Genomic DNA, 17,115 nt, shown 5'->3' with positions numbered 1-17,115 from the left:
CCCCTGTGGGAGCGGGCTTGCTCGCGAAGAGGCCTTGTCAGGCGACACGGAAATCACCCGCGTCGCAGCAATCCCTTGATCGCCAGAAATGCCGGAACACCCAACCCGACCCAGCTCAACGCATCCCAGATCCCGTCCCCCAACAGCGCCGAAAACAATCCCGCCGCACTCAGCAGCGCAATCACCAGCGGGGTGCTGAAGACCTTCCAGAAATTGGTCTGACGCGGCTTCATGCAACAGCCTCCGCTGGCAGTGGTTTCGCCGCTTTACGCCGTACCACCCACAGGTACACGCCGCTGCCGAGGACAATGATGGTCAGCACGTCGAGGGTCGCCCAGAGGATCTTCATCGGCATGCCGCCGTAGTCGCCGAAGTGTAGCGGCTGCGACATGCCCATGGCGTCCATGTACCACGGGCGCTCGGCCACAGCGGTGACTTGCAGGGTGCTGGCGTCGATCAGCACCGGCGTCAGCAGGTGCGAGGTCAGATGCGTGCCGCCCTTCATGAACACTGCGTAGTGATGCTCACTGGAAAACCGCGTGCCAGGGAAGGCGATGAAGTCCGGGTTCATCCCCGGCGCCACGTCGCGGGCGATGTCGAGCAGGCGGGTGGCCGGGGCCAGGCGGGTCAGCGGCGGGACATCGCGATAGGGCGCGACCATGGCGGTCAGCGTGTCATTGCGCCACGCGGCAATGAGCAGATCGGCGCAGGCGCTGATCACGCCGGTGACACCGACCACCAGCGCCCAGGTCAGGGTGACGACGCCGATCAGGTTGTGCAGGTCGAGCCAGCGCAGGCGGGTGGACTTGTCCTGACGCACGGTGCCGAACTGCAAGCGGCGCATGAACGGCAGGTAGAGCACCGTACCCGAGATGATCGCGACCACGAACAGCAGACCCATGAACGCCAGCAGCAACTTGCCCGGCAGCCCGGCAAACATGTCGACGTGCAGGCGCAAGATGAACAGCATCAGCCCGCCATTGGCCGACGGGGTTTCCAACGCTTCACCGGTGCGCGCATCGAGCATGAAGGTGTGCGACGAGTTCGGTTCGGTGCCGGCGGTTTTCGCCATGATCGTCAGCACGGCGTTCGGTTCGTCGTCTTCGAAACCGAAGTACTGCACCACTTCACCTGGGCGATGTTTTTCTGCGGCCTCGACCAGTTGCGCCAGGTTCAGGCGCGGCGTGTCGGCGGGCATTTCGCGCACTTGCGGTGCATCGCCGAGCAGGTGCTCGATTTCGTGATGAAAGATCAGCGGCAGACCGGTCAATGCCAACAGCAGCAGAAACACGGTGCAGATCAGGCTGGTCCAGGTGTGGATGAACGACCAGCGGCGAATTGTTTTACTTTTCATTTCATGACCTTCAAAAACACCGAAGCCGTCCACGGGGGACGGCCTGGTGACAGAACCTGGTTCAGCTCACGCGCTTACCACTTGTAAGTGGCGCTGGCGATGACGCTGCGCTGGTCACCGTAGTAGCAGTAGTAGCCGTCGCAGGTGGAGATGTAGTCCTTGTCGAACAGGTTGGTGGCGTTAATTGCCAGCGACGCACCTTTGAGGCTGTTGTCCAGGCGACCGAGGTCGTAATGCACCGAGGCGTCGAACACGGTGTAGGCGTCCGCCTTGCCCAGCCAGGTGTTGGCCTTGTCGCCGTAAGTGTTGCCGGTGTAACGCACGCCACCGCCGATGCCGAAACCGTCGAGTACGCCGCTGTGCCAGGTGTAGTCGGTCCACAGCGAAGCTTGCTGGTTAGGCATCAGTTGCAGGCGATTGCCCTTGTCCACGCCTTTCTGCACTTCGGATTTGGCCAGGGTGTAGGCGGCGATGACTTTCAGGTTATCGGTGACGTCCGAAACCGCTTCCAGCTCCAGGCCTTTGACTTTCACCTCACCGGTCTGGCTGGTGATGGTCACGTTGTTGACGATGCTGTTGACCGCGACGTTCTTCTGAGTCAGGTCATACACCGCAGCGCTCAGCAGAGTCTTGCTGCCCGGCGGCTGGTACTTGATGCCCAGTTCCCATTGCTTGCCTTCGGTCGGCTTGAGCGAACCGGTGGAGGTGGCATCGGCGCCGCTGGTTGGCTGGAAGGATTCGGCGTACGACAGGTACGGCACGAAGCCCGAGTCGAACACGTAGCTGAGCGCCGCGTTGCCGCTGAACGCCTTGTCGCGCTGGGTGTTGGTGGCGTCGCCCTTGTTGATGAACTGCGTGCCGGTGTGCACCCAGTCTTCACGCCCGCCGAGGGTCAGGCGCCACTGGTCGAGGGCCATCTGGTCCTGCACGTACAGGCCGGTCTGGTAGGTCTTCTGTTCATAGTCATAGAACGCCGAAGAACGTGCTGGACGGGTGATCGGCTGACCGTAGATCGGGTTGTTGACGTTAATGTCCGGCGCGGTGCCGAAGATCGACGTGTAATTGGTGTTGCTGCGCTGGTGATCCAGACCAAGCAACAGCGTATGGCGGATGTCGCCGGTGGCGAAGTCGGCCTGGAAGTTGTTGTCCACGGCGAACTGGCTGATGTCTTCATCAACGTTGGTGGTGCCGCGCCCGACATTGCCCTGGTCGTCAACCGTATACCCGGCGTACTCCGTGTTGTAACTGTTGACGGTCACGGTCTGGAACGACAGGTCCGACTTGGTGTATCGCAGGTTCTGCTTGAACTGCCAGACGTCGTTGAGGCGATGCTCGAAGGCATAACCGAGCGCGTAGTAGGTGCGGTCGTAGAAGTCGTAGTCCGGATCACCGAGGTTCTTGTGATGGGAAATCTTGCCGAACGGCATGTCGATCTTGGTGCCCTGAATCGGGTAGAACTGGCTGGTGACACCGGTATCGTCGCGGGTGAACTGGGTCAGCAGGGTGAATTTGGTGTCGTCATCGATGTTCCAGGTCAGGCTCGGCGCGATGTTGTAGCGCTTGTTCTCGATGTGATCGATCTGCGTGTCGCTGTCGCGCACTACACCGCTGATGCCGTAGAGAAACTGCCCGGCGTCGTCGATCTTGCCGGTGCTGGCGAAGTTGATCTGACGATGGTTGTCGCTGCCGTACTGCAACTGGATTTCGCTGCTGGCTTCCGCGCTCGGGCGCCGGCTGACCATGTCCAGCAGACCGCCCGGCGGCGTCTGGCCGTAGACGGAAGAGGCCGGGCCGCGCAGCAGCGCGAGGCGGTCGAGGTTCCAGGTTTCAGGTTTTGGGTTGGCGTATACACCCTTGGGCAGCGGCAGGCCGTCGAGGAACTGGGTCGGCTCGAAACCGCGCACCCGCAGCCAGTCGATACGGGTGTCGCTGCCGTAGCTGCTGGCGGTGATGCCCGGCATGTAGCGCACGGCGTCATCGAGGCTGTGCACGCTGCGGTCGTCCATTTGCTGACGGGTGGCGACCGAGATCGAGCGCGGTGCTTCGACCAGCGCGGTGTCGGTCTTGGTGCCGGCGGCGGTGCGGGTGGCGGTGTAGCCTTCGACCGGGCCCCAGGCGGTTTCCAGATTTTCCACGCCGATCACTGCGGTTTCCGGCAGCGCCAATGTCCCTTCCGGCACGGCAACCAGGGTGTAGGTGCCGGTACTGCTTTGTTCCAGTTGCAGACCGGTGCCTTGCAGCGCCGCGCGCAGAGCACCGGCGGCGTCGTACTGACCGCTGACCGGCGCAGAGGTCTTGCCGGCGGCCAGCGACGGATTCAGCGACAACGCGAGGCCGCCCTGGCTGGCGATCTGGTTCAGCGTGGTCGACAGCGGCGCCGCTGGCAGGTTGTAGGCACGCACGCTGGAGGCCTGTTCAGCAGCGAGCAACGGGCTGCTGAGCAGCGGCGCGCTGAGGGCAATGGCGATGGCCAACAGACTGGGGCGCAACAAGGTGTCTAGCGAACGGGACATGCGAAGGCTCCTGAATGGAAATATTTCTCAATTGCCTGAGTGCCGGACGAGAATTGAAAAGTGATAGGGCTGGATGAAAATAATTTCGATTAACTTGGAAGGGAGCGGCCGCTTCGGGATTTTCGAGTGTGGCGGATGGCCCTATCGCGAGCAGGCTCACTCCTACAGGGGGAACGCATTCCTACTGTAGGAGTGAGCCTGCTCGCGATAGCTATTTCCCTGACAACGAATTTTTTAAGGCTTGGTATCAGCCTTCGCCACCGTGACCCAATACGGTGTATGCCGCTCGATCTGCACCGGCAGGGTCGGCAGCAGCGCACTCAAGGCCTTGTCGGTGTCGTGCAGCGGGAAACTGCCGGTGATGCGCAGGTCAGCGACTTCCGGCGCGACGCCCAGATGCCCTCGGCGATAACGACCCAGTTCATGCACCAGGTCTTCCAGTCGCGCGTTGTCCACCACCAGCATGCCGCGGGTCCAGGCATCGGCGCCGGGCGTGAGCGCGGCGACCGTGTCGAGGCCGTCATTGCGGATCAGCACTTGCTGGCCTTCGCGCAGGATCTGCTCTTCAGGATGACTTTGCGGATGCGCCGCCACCGCCGACTGCAACACGCTCAAGCGTGTGCCTTGGTCTTCACGCTTGACCAGAAACCGCGTGCCCAACGCGCGCATGCTGCCTTCGCGGGTTTCGACAATGAACGGCCGCGCATCGCCATGGCCGGTCTCGACCATGATCTCGCCTGCCTGCAACACGATCAGCCGCTGCCTGGCATCGAAACGCACATCCACCGCGCTGTGGGTGTTGAGGTTGAGCACGGTGCCATCGGCCAGGCGCACCGTACGCTGCTCGCCGGTGGCGGTGCGTTGATCGGCGAGCCAGTAATCCAGCGGCAAGTAGCGATCACCGGCAAACAACGCCAGACCGACGAGCGCCACCACGCTGGCCAATCCGCTGCCGAGCTTGCGCACACGGCGTCGAATGCCTTCGCGCGATTGCAGCAAGGCCGCGCGGGCCGGGCCGTTGGCGACGCTGAAGCGCTGATCGAGCATGCCCAGCTGGCGCCAGGCGCGGGCGTGTTCTTCATGGGCCGCGTGCCACTTGGCGAACTCCTCGCGCTCCAGCGGACTGCCGGAATCCAGTGACAACTGCCAGGCAATCGCCGCGTCCAGCACCTGAGCCGAGACCGGTTTGGAACTGGCCGGGTTCATGTCGGCTCACCGTACAGGGCGATGTAGCACTGGCGAATGCCTTGCGCGAGGTACTGCCGCACACGCGGCACCGAGACGCCAAGCTTCTCGGCGATTTCGGCGTGGCCGAGGCCGTCGAGGCGGTTATACAGGAAAGCGGCGCGGGCCTTGGTCGACAGTTTGCCGAGCAGGCGGTCGATGGCCTTGAGGTCTTCGAGGATCAGTTGCTGTTCTTCCACCGAAGGTTGTTCGCCTTCGGGGATCAGCATCAATTCAGTGAGGTATGCCTGTTCCAGCGCGGCGCGGCGGAAGTAGTCGAACAGCAGGCCCTTGGCGATCGCCACCAGAAACGCCCGCGGTTCGCGCGGCGTCAGCAATTCATCGCGACCGAGCAGCCGTACGAAGGTGTCCTGGCTCAGGTCTTCGGCCCGCTGCGGGCACGCCACGTTGCGCCGCAACCAGCTCAGCAGCCAACCGCGATGGTCGCGATACAACGCACCGACGAGTTCACTGTGAGGGCTTGGGACTGACGACACCAGACGCACCGATTGGGAAGTGTTAACCAACGAGAATTGTTCGCGATTCTCGCAGAGGTGGGAATGGTTAGCAATTGGCCACTGGTCGGGTGGTATCAGTAAGACCGCATCATCGTTCTTCGCGAGCAAGCCCGCTCCCACAGGGGGAATGCATGCCAGTGTGGGAGCGGGCTTGCTCGCGAAGAGGCCAGTACCGGCACCGAAGATCTAGAAGGAAGGCGCCTGCTGACGGCGTTTCCACTGACTCAAGCGCTGTTGCAGGTTCAACGGACTATGAATCTGCTGCTGCCGCGCCCGGCTGAACAGGATCAACGCCAGTTCCGCCGTGGCCAGCGCATCGGCACTCGCGTTGTGCCGCTCGAACACCTCAAGCTTGAACCAGTCGATCCATTCATCCAGGCCGGCCTCGCGAATGTTCGCCTGTGGGCACAACAATGGCGCCATGTGCGCGACATCCAGAAACACATTCTGCAGCCTGTAACCCAGGTGTTCCTTCAATGCGCGTCCGAGCATGTGTTGATCGAAGGGCGCATGAAACGCCAGCACCGGGCTGTCGCCGATGAACTCCATGAACTCCAGCAACGCCTCGGCCGGGTCGCTGCCGGCGGCAATCGCATTCGGCCCCAGGCCATGAATCAACACGCTGGGGCTGAGCTTCAGCTCCCGACATTGCAGGGTGCGCTCGAACTGCTGACTGAAGTCGATTGCGCCGTCTTCGATCACCACCGCGCCGATCGACAGCACGCGATCCTTGTTCAGGTTCAGCCCGGTGGTTTCCAGATCGAGCACCACCCAGCGCTGTTCGCGCAGGCTGCATTCTTTCAGTTCGCCGATGGTTGGCAGTTGTGCCAGACGTTGTTGCAGGTCTGCCGACAGCAAAGGGCTGGCCGGCCGCAGCCACGAGAACAGGCTCACAGCTGATACCGCAGAGCCAGGCTGCTTTGCAGACGCTGGGCCTGGCGCAGGGATTCACGCAGAATGCGCCGATCCAGATGATTGAGGCTGTCGGGATCGACCCGGTTCGACCAAGGCAGATTCTCACGGGTCTGGATCTGGTGCTGCTGCATGCGCGTCTGCTGGATGAAGTGGTAGGCCTCTTCATATGCCGCGCCATCGAGCCGTTCGATGACTTCTTTTTCGACCAGCTGACGCAAGCGCTCCAGAGTGTTGTTGGTTTCGATGCCATGCGCCAGCGCCAACAGGCGTGCGCCGTCGACGAAGGGCGTCAGGCCCTGGACTTTGAGATCAAGGGTGGCTTTCTCGCCGTTCTTGCGTGCCAGCACAAATTCGCGGAAACGCCCCACGGGCGGACGATTGCGCAGCGCGTTCTCGGCCAGCATGCGCTGGAACAAACGGTTGTCGCCGACCTGATCGAGAATCCCTCGGCGTAGTTGCGCGCAGCCTTTTTCGTCGCCCCAGACCACCCGCAGGTCGAAATAGATACTCGAACCGAGCAGGTTCTCCGGCGTCGCCTCGCGGATAAATGCTGCAAAGCGCCGCGCCCATTCTGCTCTGGACAGGCACAGCTCAGGGTTGCCGGCCATGATGTTGCCCTTGCACAGGCTGAAGCCGCACTGCGCCAGGCTCTGGTTGATCTGCTGGGCGATCGGCAGCAGCTTGCCGCGAATCTCCGCCGCATGCGCCGCGTCCCGCGCTTCGAACAGAATGCCGTTGTCCTGATCGGTGTGCAGCGTCTGTTCGCGCCGGCCCTCGCTGCCGAAACACAGCCAGCTGAACGGTACGCCGGGGTCGCCTTTTTCGGCGAGGGTCAGCTCGATCACCCGGCACACGGTGTGGTCGTTGAGCAGGGTGATGATGTGGGTGATCTGCGTCGAAGACGCACCGTGGGCAAGCATGCGTTCGACCAGTTGGCCGATCTCGCCGCGCAGGCTCACCATTTGTTCGAGGCGCTGGGCACTGCGGATGGTCCGGGCCAGATGCACCAGGTCGACCCGTTGCAGCGAGAACAGATCACGCTCGGAGACCACGCCACACAGACGCTGATCCTTGACCAGACAAACGTGGGCGATGTGCCGTTCGGTCATGGCAATCGCCGCGTCGAAAGCGCTGTGATCGGGCGACAGAAAGAACGGCGAACAGGTCATGTGCCGCTCGATGGTTTCGCTGAAATCACCGCTGCCATTGGCGACCACTTCGCGCAGGTCACGCAGGGTGAAAATCCCCAGCGGCGCCTTGTGCTCATCCACCGCGACGATGCTGCCGACCTGTTGCTCGTGCATCAGCTTCACCGCTTCGCGCAACGGCGTGTCGGGGCTGCAAGTCACCGGATGGCGCATCGCCAATTCGCCGAGGCGGGTGTTCAGCGAATACTGGGTGCCGAGGGTTTCCACGGCTTTCTGCTGGACTTGCTGGTTGACCTGATCGAGCAGGCTGCTGACCCCGCGCAAAGCGAAATCGCGGAAGCTGTTGGACAGGGCGAACAGTTTGATGAACGCCGGTTTGTTCAGCTGCAGGCAGAAGGTGTCTTCGCTGGCCAGATGTTCGGTGCGGGTCGCCCGTTCGCCAATCAGCGCGGCCAGCGGGAAGCATTCGCCGGTGGTGATCTCGAAGGTGGTTTCGGTGCCGGGCCGGGTGATGTGCTGGCGTTCGCCGACCACTCGGCCCTGTTTGACGATGTAGAAATATTCGACCGGCCCGTCGGCGGGCTTGATGATGCTTTCGCCCTGGCCATAGAAGCGCAGCTGACATTGTTCCACCAGAAAAGCCAGGTGGGCGTGTTCCATCTGATTGAAGGGCGGGAAGCGCTGGAGGAATTGCAGAGTGCCCTGAATGTTCTGCAACACCGCGGTTTTCCCTGCCTGGGTGAAGGCGTCCGCTTTACTCATAACCATTACCGCAGTCTTTTTCGAATTGTTGTTGTCGGATCGTTGCAGCCATGGTCGGCCCCTGCGCGCGGGGTGCCCATTGGACGTAAGTCTAGGTTTGGGCTGCCGCTCGGCACATTTAGGAAGTGCCCTACAAAAACAGTCGGAAATTCCTCCGCCAGCCACTTGGAAAAAAATCCGACGAAGTGCACATTGAAGCTCTGCTTAGCGATGTCTGACGACTGTGCCAGGTGACTGAATTGAAAACGTAGAGAATGCCATGTCCGACCACGATATTTTGAGCGACGCCGAGCGTGAAGCGCTCAGCGCTGTAATGCTCGAACCCGACTTGCCGCCGCAACGTGTACTGATCGTCGATGACGACAAGGACGCCCGGGAGCTGTTGTCGGAGATTCTCGCGTTGGACGGTATTCGTTGCATGACTGCGGCCAGCGGTGAAGCCGCACTGAAGATGCTCGCGGAAAAACCCTCGATTGGCCTGGTGATCACGGATCTGCGCATGGGCAACGTCGATGGCCTGGACTTGATCCGCCAGGTACGCGAATCGGTGCGGGCGGCGTTGCCGATCATCATTGTTTCCGGCGATGCCGATGTGAAGGACGCCATCGCGGCGATGCATTTGAGCGTGGTGGATTTTCTGCTCAAGCCGATTGATACGGTGAAGCTGCTGGGCCTGGTCAAACACGAATTGGGCATAGAACCCTAAGAGCCCTCACCCTAACCCTCTCCTAAGGGGAGAAGGGACTGACCGAGTTGAATATTCGAGGTACACCGACTTGAAATTCCTCAGTCGAACTCCGGTTTTGAAATGCAAAAAGATCGACTCCCTTTCCCCCTCTACCCCTTGGGGGAGAGGGCTGGGGTGAGGGGGACCGGTCTAAAGTCCTCCACAAATCACCTCCCAAACCGCACAAACAAAAAAGCCCTGATCTCTCGATCAGGGCTTTTTCACATCAGCGCAAACTTACAGGCCGTTGGCCTTCTTGAACTCGCGACGACGACGGTGCAGTACCGGCTCGGTGTAGCCGTTCGGCTGTTTGGTGCCTTCGATCACCAGTTCGACCGCCGCCTGGAAGGCGATGTTGCTGTCGAAGTTCGGTGCCAGCGGACGGTACAGCGGGTCGTTGGCGTTCTGACGGTCAACCACTGGCGCCATGCGCTTGAGGCTTTCCATCACTTGCGCTTCGGTGACGATACCGTGGCGCAGCCAGTTGGCGATGTGCTGGCTGGAGATGCGCAGCGTTGCACGGTCTTCCATCAGGCCGACGTCATTGATGTCCGGCACCTTGGAGCAACCCACGCCCTGGTCGATCCAGCGCACCACGTAACCGAGAATGCCCTGGGCGTTGTTGTCCAGTTCGTTCTTGATCTGCTCCGGGGTCCAGCTCGGGTTGACCGCCAGCGGAATGGTCAGGATGTCGTCTACCGAAGCACGGGCACGCTTGGCCAGTTCGGCCTGACGGGCGAACACGTCGACCTTGTGGTAGTGCAGCGCGTGCAGCGCAGCGGCGGTCGGCGACGGTACCCAGGCGGTGTTGGCACCGGCCAGCGGGTGCGCGATTTTCTGTTCGAGCATCGCCGCCATCAGGTCGGGCATCGCCCACATGCCTTTACCGATTTGTGCACGACCTTGCAGGCCGGTGCTCAGACCGATATCGACGTTCCAGTTCTCGTAGGCGCCGATCCACTTCTCGGCCTTCATGTCGGCCTTGCGCACCATCGGGCCAGCTTCCATGGAGGTGTGGATTTCGTCGCCGGTACGGTCGAGGAAACCGGTGTTGATGAACACCACGCGCTCGCTGGCAGCCTTGATGCAGGCTTTGAGGTTGACCGTGGTGCGGCGCTCCTCGTCCATGATCCCGACTTTCAGGGTGTTGCGCTTGAGGCCCAGCACATCTTCGATGCGACCGAACAACTCGTTGGTGAACGCCGCTTCTTCCGGGCCGTGCATCTTCGGTTTGACGATGTAGACCGAGCCGGTGCGGGTGTTCTTGCGCGAGGTGTTGCCGTTGAGGTTGTGCATCGCCGCGAGGCACGTCACCAGACCGTCGAGAATGCCTTCCGGCACTTCATTGCCGTGTTTGTCGAGGATCGCGTCGATGGTCATCAGGTGACCGACGTTACGCACGAACAGCAGCGAGCGACCGTGCAGGGTCAGTTCACTGCCATCGACCTTGGTGTAGGTGCGATCCGGGTTCATGGTGCGGGTGAAGGTCTGGCCGCCCTTGGCGACTTCTTCGGACAGGTCGCCCTTCATCAGGCCGAGCCAGTTGCGGTAGATCACCACTTTGTCGTCGGCATCGACGGCAGCCACGGAGTCTTCGCAGTCCATGATGGTGGTCAGTGCCGCTTCCATCAGGATGTCTTTGACGCCGGCGGCATCGGTCTGGCCGACCGGGGTGCTGGCGTCGATCTGGATTTCGAAATGCAGGCCGTGGTTCTTCAGCAGGATCGCGATCGGCGCGTCTGCCGGACCCTGGAAGCCGATCAGCTGTGCATCGTCACGCAGGCCGGTGTTGCTACCGCCCTTGAGGGAGACCAGCAGTTTGCCGTCAGCGATCTTGTAACCGGTGGAGTCGACGTGGGAGCCGGCAGCCAATGGCGCCGCTTCGTCGAGGAACGCACGTGCGAAGGCGATGACTTTGTCGCCACGCACCTTGTTGTAGCCTTTGCCTTTTTCCGCGCCACCGTCTTCGCTGATCGCGTCGGTGCCGTAAAGGGCGTCGTACAGCGAACCCCAGCGCGCGTTCGAAGCGTTGAGGGCGAAGCGGGCGTTCATCACCGGAACCACGAGTTGCGGGCCGGCGGTACGGGCGATTTCATCATCGACATTTTGCGTCGTTGCCTGGAAATCAGCCGCTTCTGGCAGCAGATAACCGATTTCTTGCAGGAAGGCTTTGTAAGCCACGGCGTCGTGCGCCTGGCCGGCATGTTCCTGGTGCCAGGCATCAAGGCGAGCCTGGAAGTCATCGCGTTTGGCGAGTAGGGCTTTGTTCTTCGGCGCCAGGTCATGAATGACCTTGTCGGCACCTTCCCAGAATTTTTCGGCGGTGAGGCCGGTACCGGGAATGGCTTCGTTGTTCACGAAGTCGAACAGGACTTTGGCGACCTGCAGGCCACCGACTTGAACGTGTTCAGTCATTGCTTGCCTCACTCTGCTCAGCTATTTCGCTTTTCAGCTCTTCAATTTTGACAATGAAGCCTCTGGCCATTTAAACCACAAACCTTCCGACCAGTACATGCCATTGCTGGCGGCTGGGCTGGGACCAATCAACGGCTTGGGGGCCTTGCTGACGGGGCTTTCAGGGTTGCGAACATGCCTTGGGCAGACATCGATCCAGCGTTATGTAGTGCGCGCCGAGGCATACTACATGATGCGTTGCGCTTGTGAAAATCAGACTAATAACGTCGTTCTGCGACCTCATGACGCATTGCGGTCACGTCGCGGAACGGGATGTTCTCAAAAAACCATCGGATTGTTCCAGCTAAATATAAAAAGTTGTACACATAAATCCTTTCTGCCTGCTATGGCATTCCCCTGCGGTGCACACTCTGTGGCGAGGGGATTTATCCCGGATGGGTGGCGAAGCCGCCCCCTGCGCGCTGACAGGTAGACCGAGCTGACAGGGTTTACGGCTGCTGCGCAACCGATCGGGGATAAATCCCCTCGCCACAGGTTGCATCCAAAACCAGGACACAGGTTTGCTGCCTGGGCTGAATCAAACCCTTGCCTATACTTGCCTTTCTATAACAAAAGTCATGACAAGAGGGCGGCGCCATGGACCATCTCGTACTCACTGTGTTTGCTCCGGACAAGCCGGGGCAGGTCGAGCGCATCGCCCAATGCATCGCCGAGCACGGCGGCAACTGGCTGGAAAGCCGCATGTCACGGATGGCCGGGCAGTTCGCCGGGATTCTGCGGGTGGGCGTACCGGCGGAGGCTTACGACGAATTAGTCGATTCCTTACAAGCACTGTCGGCCCAAGGCATTCGCGTACTGATTGCCGAAAGCAGTATCGAGCAGTCCTGCACCTGGAAACCGATCGCCATGGAGTTGGTCGGCAATGACCGACCGGGCATCGTGCGCGACATCACCCGGTTGCTCAGCGAGCAGGGGGTGAACCTCGAACGGCTGGTGACCGAAGTGCGCCCGGCACCGATGAGCAGCGAGCCGTTGTTTCACGCCGAAGCGATTCTGGCGGTGCCGCTGACCCTGTCGCTGGATGTGCTGCAATCGCGCCTGGAAACTCTGGCCGATGATCTGATGGTCGAACTGGTGTTACGCACAGACGTTTAACCGGCGCCGGGTTATCCAGTTTTAACGTGCACCTGCCTGTGGATAACCTGTAGAGACCGGGCGCAGCGCCACGTCGGCCGTGGCCTGTAGCGAGCTGATCAAAAAATCGCCAACATTCAGTGACTTGCGCACAAACGGCGGGGATCACGCTGTGGATAACCTTGGGAAGGAACGTTGCAGGCCACGAGAACCGTGGCCTGCGAAGCTTTGTGCGTTTTTTGATCAGCTGCGCCGGCGCAAACTGATCACTGCATCGACGCTGTAAACGGCCAGACCGGCCCAGATGAAGATGAACGCGATCAGCGTGCTCGACGACAGGTGTTCACCAAACAGCAACACAGCCTGCAACAGGACCAGGGTTGGCGCGGTGTACTGGAGGAAACCGATGGTGGTGTAGGGCAGATGACGGGTGGCAGCGTTGAAACACACCAGCGGGATGAGCGTCACAGGACCCGCCGCCACCAGCCACCAGGCTTGGGAGGTGGTCCAGAACTCGGGTTGTGCGCTGGTGGCGGTCTGGTTGAACAGCAGCCAGGCCACGGCGATCGGCACCAGCATCCAGGTTTCCACCACCAGCCCCGGCAAGGCCTTGACCGGCGCCTGTTTGCGGATCAAGCCGTAAAAACCGAAGGTCAGCGCCAGCACCAGCGACACCCACGGCAGACTGCCGACCTGCCACACCTGCTGTGCCACGCCAACGGCGGCCAGCCCCACCGCAATCCACTGCATGCGCCGCAGGCGTTCGCCGAGAATCAGCATCCCCAACAGCACGTTCACCAGCGGGTTGATGTAGTAACCGAGGCTCGCTTCGAGCATGCGCCCGTTGTTCACCGACCACACGTAGGTCAGCCAGTTGGCCGCGATCAGGGTGCCGCTCAGGGCCAGAATCGCCAGGCGCTTGGGGTTGTCGAGCAACTCGCGCAACCAGCCCGGATGCTTCCACACCATCAGCAACAGTGCGCCGAACAGTGCCGACCACAACACGCGGTGAATGATGATCTCGACAGCGGGGACTTCGGCGATGGCTTTGAAGTAGATCGGGAACAGGCCCCAGATGATGTAGGCACTCAGGCCCAGAATGTACCCGCGACGCGGGTTGGCGGCTTGCATGCAGAATCCTTGCTTAGGCAGCTGACAAAGCAGGGATTGTAAGGAGATTTGGTGGCGAATGAGTTTTGAATTTGTGAACACTGGCCAAATGTGGGAGGGGGCTTGCTCGCGAATGAGGTGTATCAGTAGCAGAATAATTGCCTGACGCACCGCTTTCGGGAGCAAGCCCCCTCCCACAATGGTTTGTGGTGAATCAGAAAAGTTTCAGTGGTTCTTCGTTCAGTGCCGACAGCTGCTCACGCAACGCCAGCACCTGATCGCCCCAATACCGTTCGGTACCAAACCAAGGAAAGCTGTGCGGGAACGCCGGGTCGTCCCAGCGTCGTGCCAGCCAGGCGCTGTAGTGCATCAGGCGCAGGGCGCGCAGCGGTTCGATCAGCGCCAGTTCGCGGGGATCGAAGTCATGGAATTCGTTGTAGCCGTCCATCAGCTCCGACAGTTGGCCGAGGCATTCCTGACGGTCGCCGGCGAGCATCATCCAGATGTCCTGCACGGCCGGGCCCATGCGGCAGTCGTCGAGGTCGACAATGTGGAACATTTCATCGCGGCACATCATGTTGCCGGGGTGACAGTCTCCATGCATGCGGATGTTCTGGTGCGGCGTGGCGGCGTAGACGTCTTCGACCCGCTTGAGCAGGTCGCGGGCCACTGACTCGTAGGCCGGCAGCAGGCTCTTGGGGATGAAATTGCCTTCAAGCAACGTCGCCAGCGAGGCGTGGCCGAAGTTCTGTACGCCCAGTGCTTCACGGTGTTCGAACGGCTTGGTCGCGCCGACCGCATGAATCCGCCCGAGCAACTGGCCGAGACGATACAACTGATCGAGATTGCCCGGCTCCGGCGCACGGCCGCCGCGACGCGGAAACAGGGTGAAACGGAAACCGGCGTGTTCGTGCAGGGTCTGGCCGTTGTGGATCAGCGGCGCCACCACCGGGATTTCGACGTCGGCCAGTTCGAAGGTGAACTGGTGTTCTTCGAGAATGGCTTCGTTGGTCCAGCGTTGCGGACGGTAGAACTTGGCGATCAGCGGTTCGGAGTCTTCGATGCCGACCTGATAGACGCGGTTCTCGTAGCTGTTGAGCGCCAGAATGCGCGCATCACTGAGAAACCCGATGCTTTCGACGGCATCGAGTACGAGATCGGGTGTGAGGGTTTCAAACGGGTGGGCCATGCTGACTCCTGCGCGCAGCAGGCTGCCGCGTCCGGCCCAGCATGGTAGCGCAGATGGCAGCGGGAGAGTTGGTTGGTGTCTGTGCTGACGCCATCGCGAGCAGGCTCACTCCTACAGTTGGAACGCATTTCCTTGTAGGAGTGAGCCTGCTCGCGAAAGCGATTTATCAGGCGCCGACTATTCCGCCATCCTCACGGGTAATCGCCATCACCGATGAACGCGGCTTGCCATTCGGCAGATGCTCGGGGAAGGTCGAACCGCCGTTCTCGCCAGGATGCTGAATCCCGACAAACAGGGTTTTCTGATCCGGCGAGAAGCTGATCCCGGTGACTTCACAACCAATCGGCCCGACCATGAACCGGCGAATCTCGCCGGTCTTCGGGTCGGCACAGAGCATCTGGTTGTTGCCCATCCCGGCAAAGTCCCCGGCGTTGCTCGAATCGCCATCGGTGAGAATCCACAAACGCCCGGCCTTGTCGAAGCCCAGTCCATCCGGGCTGTTGAACATGTTCTGCGGGGTGATGTTCGACGAACCACCCTTCGGCGTGCCGGCGTGCACGCCCGGGTTGCCGGCAACCACGAACAGGTCCCAGGCGAAGGTTTTCGAAGCGTGATCATCGCGGTCGGTGCGCCAGCGGAGGATCTGCCCGTAGACGTTCTTCTCGCGCGGGTTCGGCCCACCCACCGGCTGCCCGTCTTCGCCGCGCTTGGCGTTGTTGGTCAGGGTGCAATAAACCTGGCCGTCCTTCGGACTGACGACGATCCACTCCGGGCGGTCCATGCGCGTGGCGCCGACCACACTGGCGGCGAGGCGGGCGTGGATCAGCACTTCGGCCTGATCGGCGAAACCGCTGCTGGCGTCGATGCCGTTCTTGCCGTGGGTCAGTTCGATCCACTGGCCCTGGCCTTTCGGGTGATCGGGGTTGCCGTCACCGGCGTCGAACTTGGCCACATACAGCGTGCCGTGGTCGAGGATGTCGCGGTTGGCTTTCGCATTGCGATGGTTGATGCGGTCGCGACTGACAAACTTGTAGATGAACTCGCCACGCTCGTCGTCGCCCATGTACACCACGGCGCGACCGTCATCGGTCTCGGCCAGTGCGGCGTTTTCGTGCTTGAAGCGGCCGAGGGCGGTGCGCTTGACCGGGGTCGATTGCGGATCGAACGGATCGATCTCGACCACCCAACCGTGACGGTTGAGTTCGTTGGGATTTTTGGCCATGTCGAAGCGCGGGTCGAACGGGTGCCAGTTGATCTCGCGGCTGGCGGCAGAGACACCGTAGCGCTTTTGCGCCGGATCGAACTGCTGCTGGGCGTTGCTGCTGCCAAAGCAATCGGTGAAGTTTTCTTCGCAGGTCAGATAGGTGCCCCACGGTGTCTTGCCGTTGGCGCAGTTCTGGAAGGTGCCGAGGACTCTCTTGCCGTGCTTGTCGGCGGCCGTCTTCATCAGCTCGTGACCAGCCGCCGGGCCGCTGATGCGCAGCGGCGAGTTGCCGTGAATCCGGCGGTTGTAACGCGAGCCCTGGACGAACTGCCACTGGCCGTTCCTGCGCTGCACTTCAATCACTGACACACCTTCGCAGGCCAGCGCCTTGCGCACGTCTTCGGCCGATTGCGGCATGCCGCCGTGCGGGTAGAGGTAGCGATAATTGGTGTATTCGTTGTTGATCGCCATCAACGCACGGTTTCGGTCGTCGGGGAATTCGAACAGGCTCATGCCGTCGTTGTTGTCGCCGAACTGCACTTCCTGGGCGGCGGCGGTGCCATTGCCGCTCGGGTCGAACGCCGGGCCGTTCTTGTGCAGCGGCTGACCCCAACTGATCAGCACCGAGGACTTGTAGCCCTTGGGCAGGCTGATGACATCGGTGGTCGCGGCGGGAATGCTCTCGAAACCGAGCAGGCGGCTGTTGCCGGCGCTGATGCCGGTGGCCAGCGCGCTGCGGCTGAGCAGGTTGCCGCCGAGGAACATGGCGGCACCGCACAGCGCCCCGGCGCTGATGAAGCCGCGACGGCTGAGGCCGACCATCTTTTCCAGATCAGTCGATTGGTTTTCTTCTAATAGGCTCACATCAGGCTCCCTGCTTGGTTTTGGCAGCCACCTTAATG

At 61.3% G+C, this 17,115-nt stretch carries 13 protein-coding genes; 2 read left to right on the top strand and 11 right to left on the bottom strand.

The genetic code is table 11. The annotated features are described in order from the left end of the window. Positions 1 to 53: 53 nt before the first annotated feature. The 7 genes from ACOYXG_RS24510 to ACOYXG_RS24480 all read right to left on the bottom strand — a co-directional run bounded on the left by ACOYXG_RS24510 (position 54) and on the right by ACOYXG_RS24480 (position 8,434). The gene (locus ACOYXG_RS24510; protein ID WP_096797575.1) at positions 54 to 233 is read right to left on the bottom strand and encodes a hypothetical protein; all 180 of its coding nucleotides are present in this window, start codon (positions 231 to 233) and stop codon (positions 54 to 56) included. Further along, positions 230 to 1,354: a PepSY-associated TM helix domain-containing protein gene (locus ACOYXG_RS24505; RefSeq protein WP_097089171.1), complete on the bottom strand. Its 1,125-nt coding sequence runs from the start codon at positions 1,352 to 1,354 to the stop codon at positions 230 to 232. Before ACOYXG_RS24505 ends, ACOYXG_RS24510 begins: the two co-directional genes overlap by 4 nt. Before the next feature lie 74 nt (positions 1,355 to 1,428). After that, a complete protein-coding gene (locus ACOYXG_RS24500; protein WP_460354443.1) occupies positions 1,429 to 3,867 on the bottom strand; it encodes a TonB-dependent siderophore receptor in 2,439 nt (812 codons plus the stop codon). Positions 3,868 to 4,101: 234 nt separating this feature from the next. Next, on the bottom strand, positions 4,102 to 5,073 hold the full coding sequence (locus ACOYXG_RS24495) for a FecR domain-containing protein (RefSeq protein WP_027610677.1): 972 nt from the start codon (positions 5,071 to 5,073) through the stop codon (positions 4,102 to 4,104). Continuing rightward, on the bottom strand, positions 5,070 to 5,588 hold the full coding sequence (locus tag ACOYXG_RS24490) for an RNA polymerase sigma factor (RefSeq protein ID WP_083369393.1): 519 nt from the start codon (positions 5,586 to 5,588) through the stop codon (positions 5,070 to 5,072). The genes ACOYXG_RS24495 and ACOYXG_RS24490 overlap by 4 nt, the downstream gene beginning before the upstream one ends. A 207-nt stretch (positions 5,589 to 5,795) precedes the next feature. After that, positions 5,796 to 6,503: a 3'-5' exonuclease gene (locus tag ACOYXG_RS24485; RefSeq protein ID WP_027610679.1), complete on the bottom strand. Its 708-nt coding sequence runs from the start codon at positions 6,501 to 6,503 to the stop codon at positions 5,796 to 5,798. Further along, positions 6,500 to 8,434: a putative nucleotidyltransferase substrate binding domain-containing protein gene (locus tag ACOYXG_RS24480; protein WP_305809463.1), complete on the bottom strand. Its 1,935-nt coding sequence runs from the start codon at positions 8,432 to 8,434 to the stop codon at positions 6,500 to 6,502. Before ACOYXG_RS24480 ends, ACOYXG_RS24485 begins: the two co-directional genes overlap by 4 nt. A gap of 259 nt (positions 8,435 to 8,693) precedes the next feature. Here ACOYXG_RS24480 and ACOYXG_RS24475 point away from each other — a divergent pair, with 259 nt between their 5' ends. Beyond that, positions 8,694 to 9,140, top strand: a complete 447-nt coding sequence (locus ACOYXG_RS24475; protein ID WP_027610681.1) for a response regulator — start codon at positions 8,694 to 8,696, stop codon at positions 9,138 to 9,140. A 258-nt stretch (positions 9,141 to 9,398) separates the two neighbouring features. Here ACOYXG_RS24475 and ACOYXG_RS24470 read toward each other — a convergent pair whose 3' ends face one another. Next, positions 9,399 to 11,576, bottom strand: a complete 2,178-nt coding sequence (locus tag ACOYXG_RS24470) for a malate synthase G (RefSeq protein ID WP_096796682.1) — start codon at positions 11,574 to 11,576, stop codon at positions 9,399 to 9,401. Between the two features lie 636 nt (positions 11,577 to 12,212). Between ACOYXG_RS24470 and ACOYXG_RS24465 the strand changes: the two genes are divergently transcribed. Then, positions 12,213 to 12,731: a glycine cleavage system transcriptional repressor gene (locus ACOYXG_RS24465; RefSeq protein WP_027610683.1), complete on the top strand. Its 519-nt coding sequence runs from the start codon at positions 12,213 to 12,215 to the stop codon at positions 12,729 to 12,731. A 222-nt stretch (positions 12,732 to 12,953) separates the two neighbouring features. On the opposite strand, the gene rarD is transcribed toward ACOYXG_RS24465, so the two are convergent. From rarD to ACOYXG_RS24450, 3 genes are all read right to left on the bottom strand, one after another. Continuing rightward, positions 12,954 to 13,841 carry an EamA family transporter RarD gene (gene rarD / locus ACOYXG_RS24460; RefSeq protein ID WP_095137447.1) on the bottom strand — a complete coding sequence of 296 codons (888 nt, stop codon included), beginning with the start codon at positions 13,839 to 13,841 and terminating at the stop codon, positions 12,954 to 12,956. Positions 13,842 to 14,034: 193 nt separating this feature from the next. Next, complete coding sequence (locus ACOYXG_RS24455) at positions 14,035 to 15,009, bottom strand: serine/threonine protein kinase (protein ID WP_027610685.1); 975 nt, start codon at positions 15,007 to 15,009, stop codon at positions 14,035 to 14,037. Between the two features lie 166 nt (positions 15,010 to 15,175). After that, a complete protein-coding gene (locus tag ACOYXG_RS24450; RefSeq protein WP_097089093.1) occupies positions 15,176 to 17,077 on the bottom strand; it encodes a PhoX family protein in 1,902 nt (633 codons plus the stop codon). Between the last annotated feature and the right edge of the window lie 38 nt (positions 17,078 to 17,115).

This window comes from Pseudomonas sp. G3-39 (assembly GCF_054790485.1).
This window is presented reverse-complemented; position numbering and strand designations above follow the sequence as displayed.

Excerpts from the sequence above, each read along its gene's own strand:
- ACOYXG_RS24500 (WP_460354443.1), bottom strand. The coding sequence starts at position 3,867 with ATGTCCCGTTCGCTAGACACCTTGTTGCGCCCCAGTCTGTTGGCCATC.
- ACOYXG_RS24455 (WP_027610685.1), bottom strand. The coding sequence starts at position 15,009 with ATGGCCCACCCGTTTGAAACCCTCACACCCGATCTCGTACTCGATGCC.
- ACOYXG_RS24480 (WP_305809463.1), bottom strand. The coding sequence starts at position 8,434 with ATGAGTAAAGCGGACGCCTTCACCCAGGCAGGGAAAACCGCGGTGTTG.
- rarD (WP_095137447.1), bottom strand. The coding sequence starts at position 13,841 with ATGCAAGCCGCCAACCCGCGTCGCGGGTACATTCTGGGCCTGAGTGCC.
- ACOYXG_RS24465 (WP_027610683.1), top strand. The coding sequence starts at position 12,213 with ATGGACCATCTCGTACTCACTGTGTTTGCTCCGGACAAGCCGGGGCAG.
- ACOYXG_RS24510 (WP_096797575.1), bottom strand. The coding sequence starts at position 233 with ATGAAGCCGCGTCAGACCAATTTCTGGAAGGTCTTCAGCACCCCGCTG.
- ACOYXG_RS24505 (WP_097089171.1), bottom strand. The coding sequence starts at position 1,354 with ATGAAAAGTAAAACAATTCGCCGCTGGTCGTTCATCCACACCTGGACC.
- ACOYXG_RS24470 (WP_096796682.1), bottom strand. The coding sequence starts at position 11,576 with ATGACTGAACACGTTCAAGTCGGTGGCCTGCAGGTCGCCAAAGTCCTG.
- ACOYXG_RS24475 (WP_027610681.1), top strand. The coding sequence starts at position 8,694 with ATGTCCGACCACGATATTTTGAGCGACGCCGAGCGTGAAGCGCTCAGC.
- ACOYXG_RS24495 (WP_027610677.1), bottom strand. The coding sequence starts at position 5,073 with ATGAACCCGGCCAGTTCCAAACCGGTCTCGGCTCAGGTGCTGGACGCG.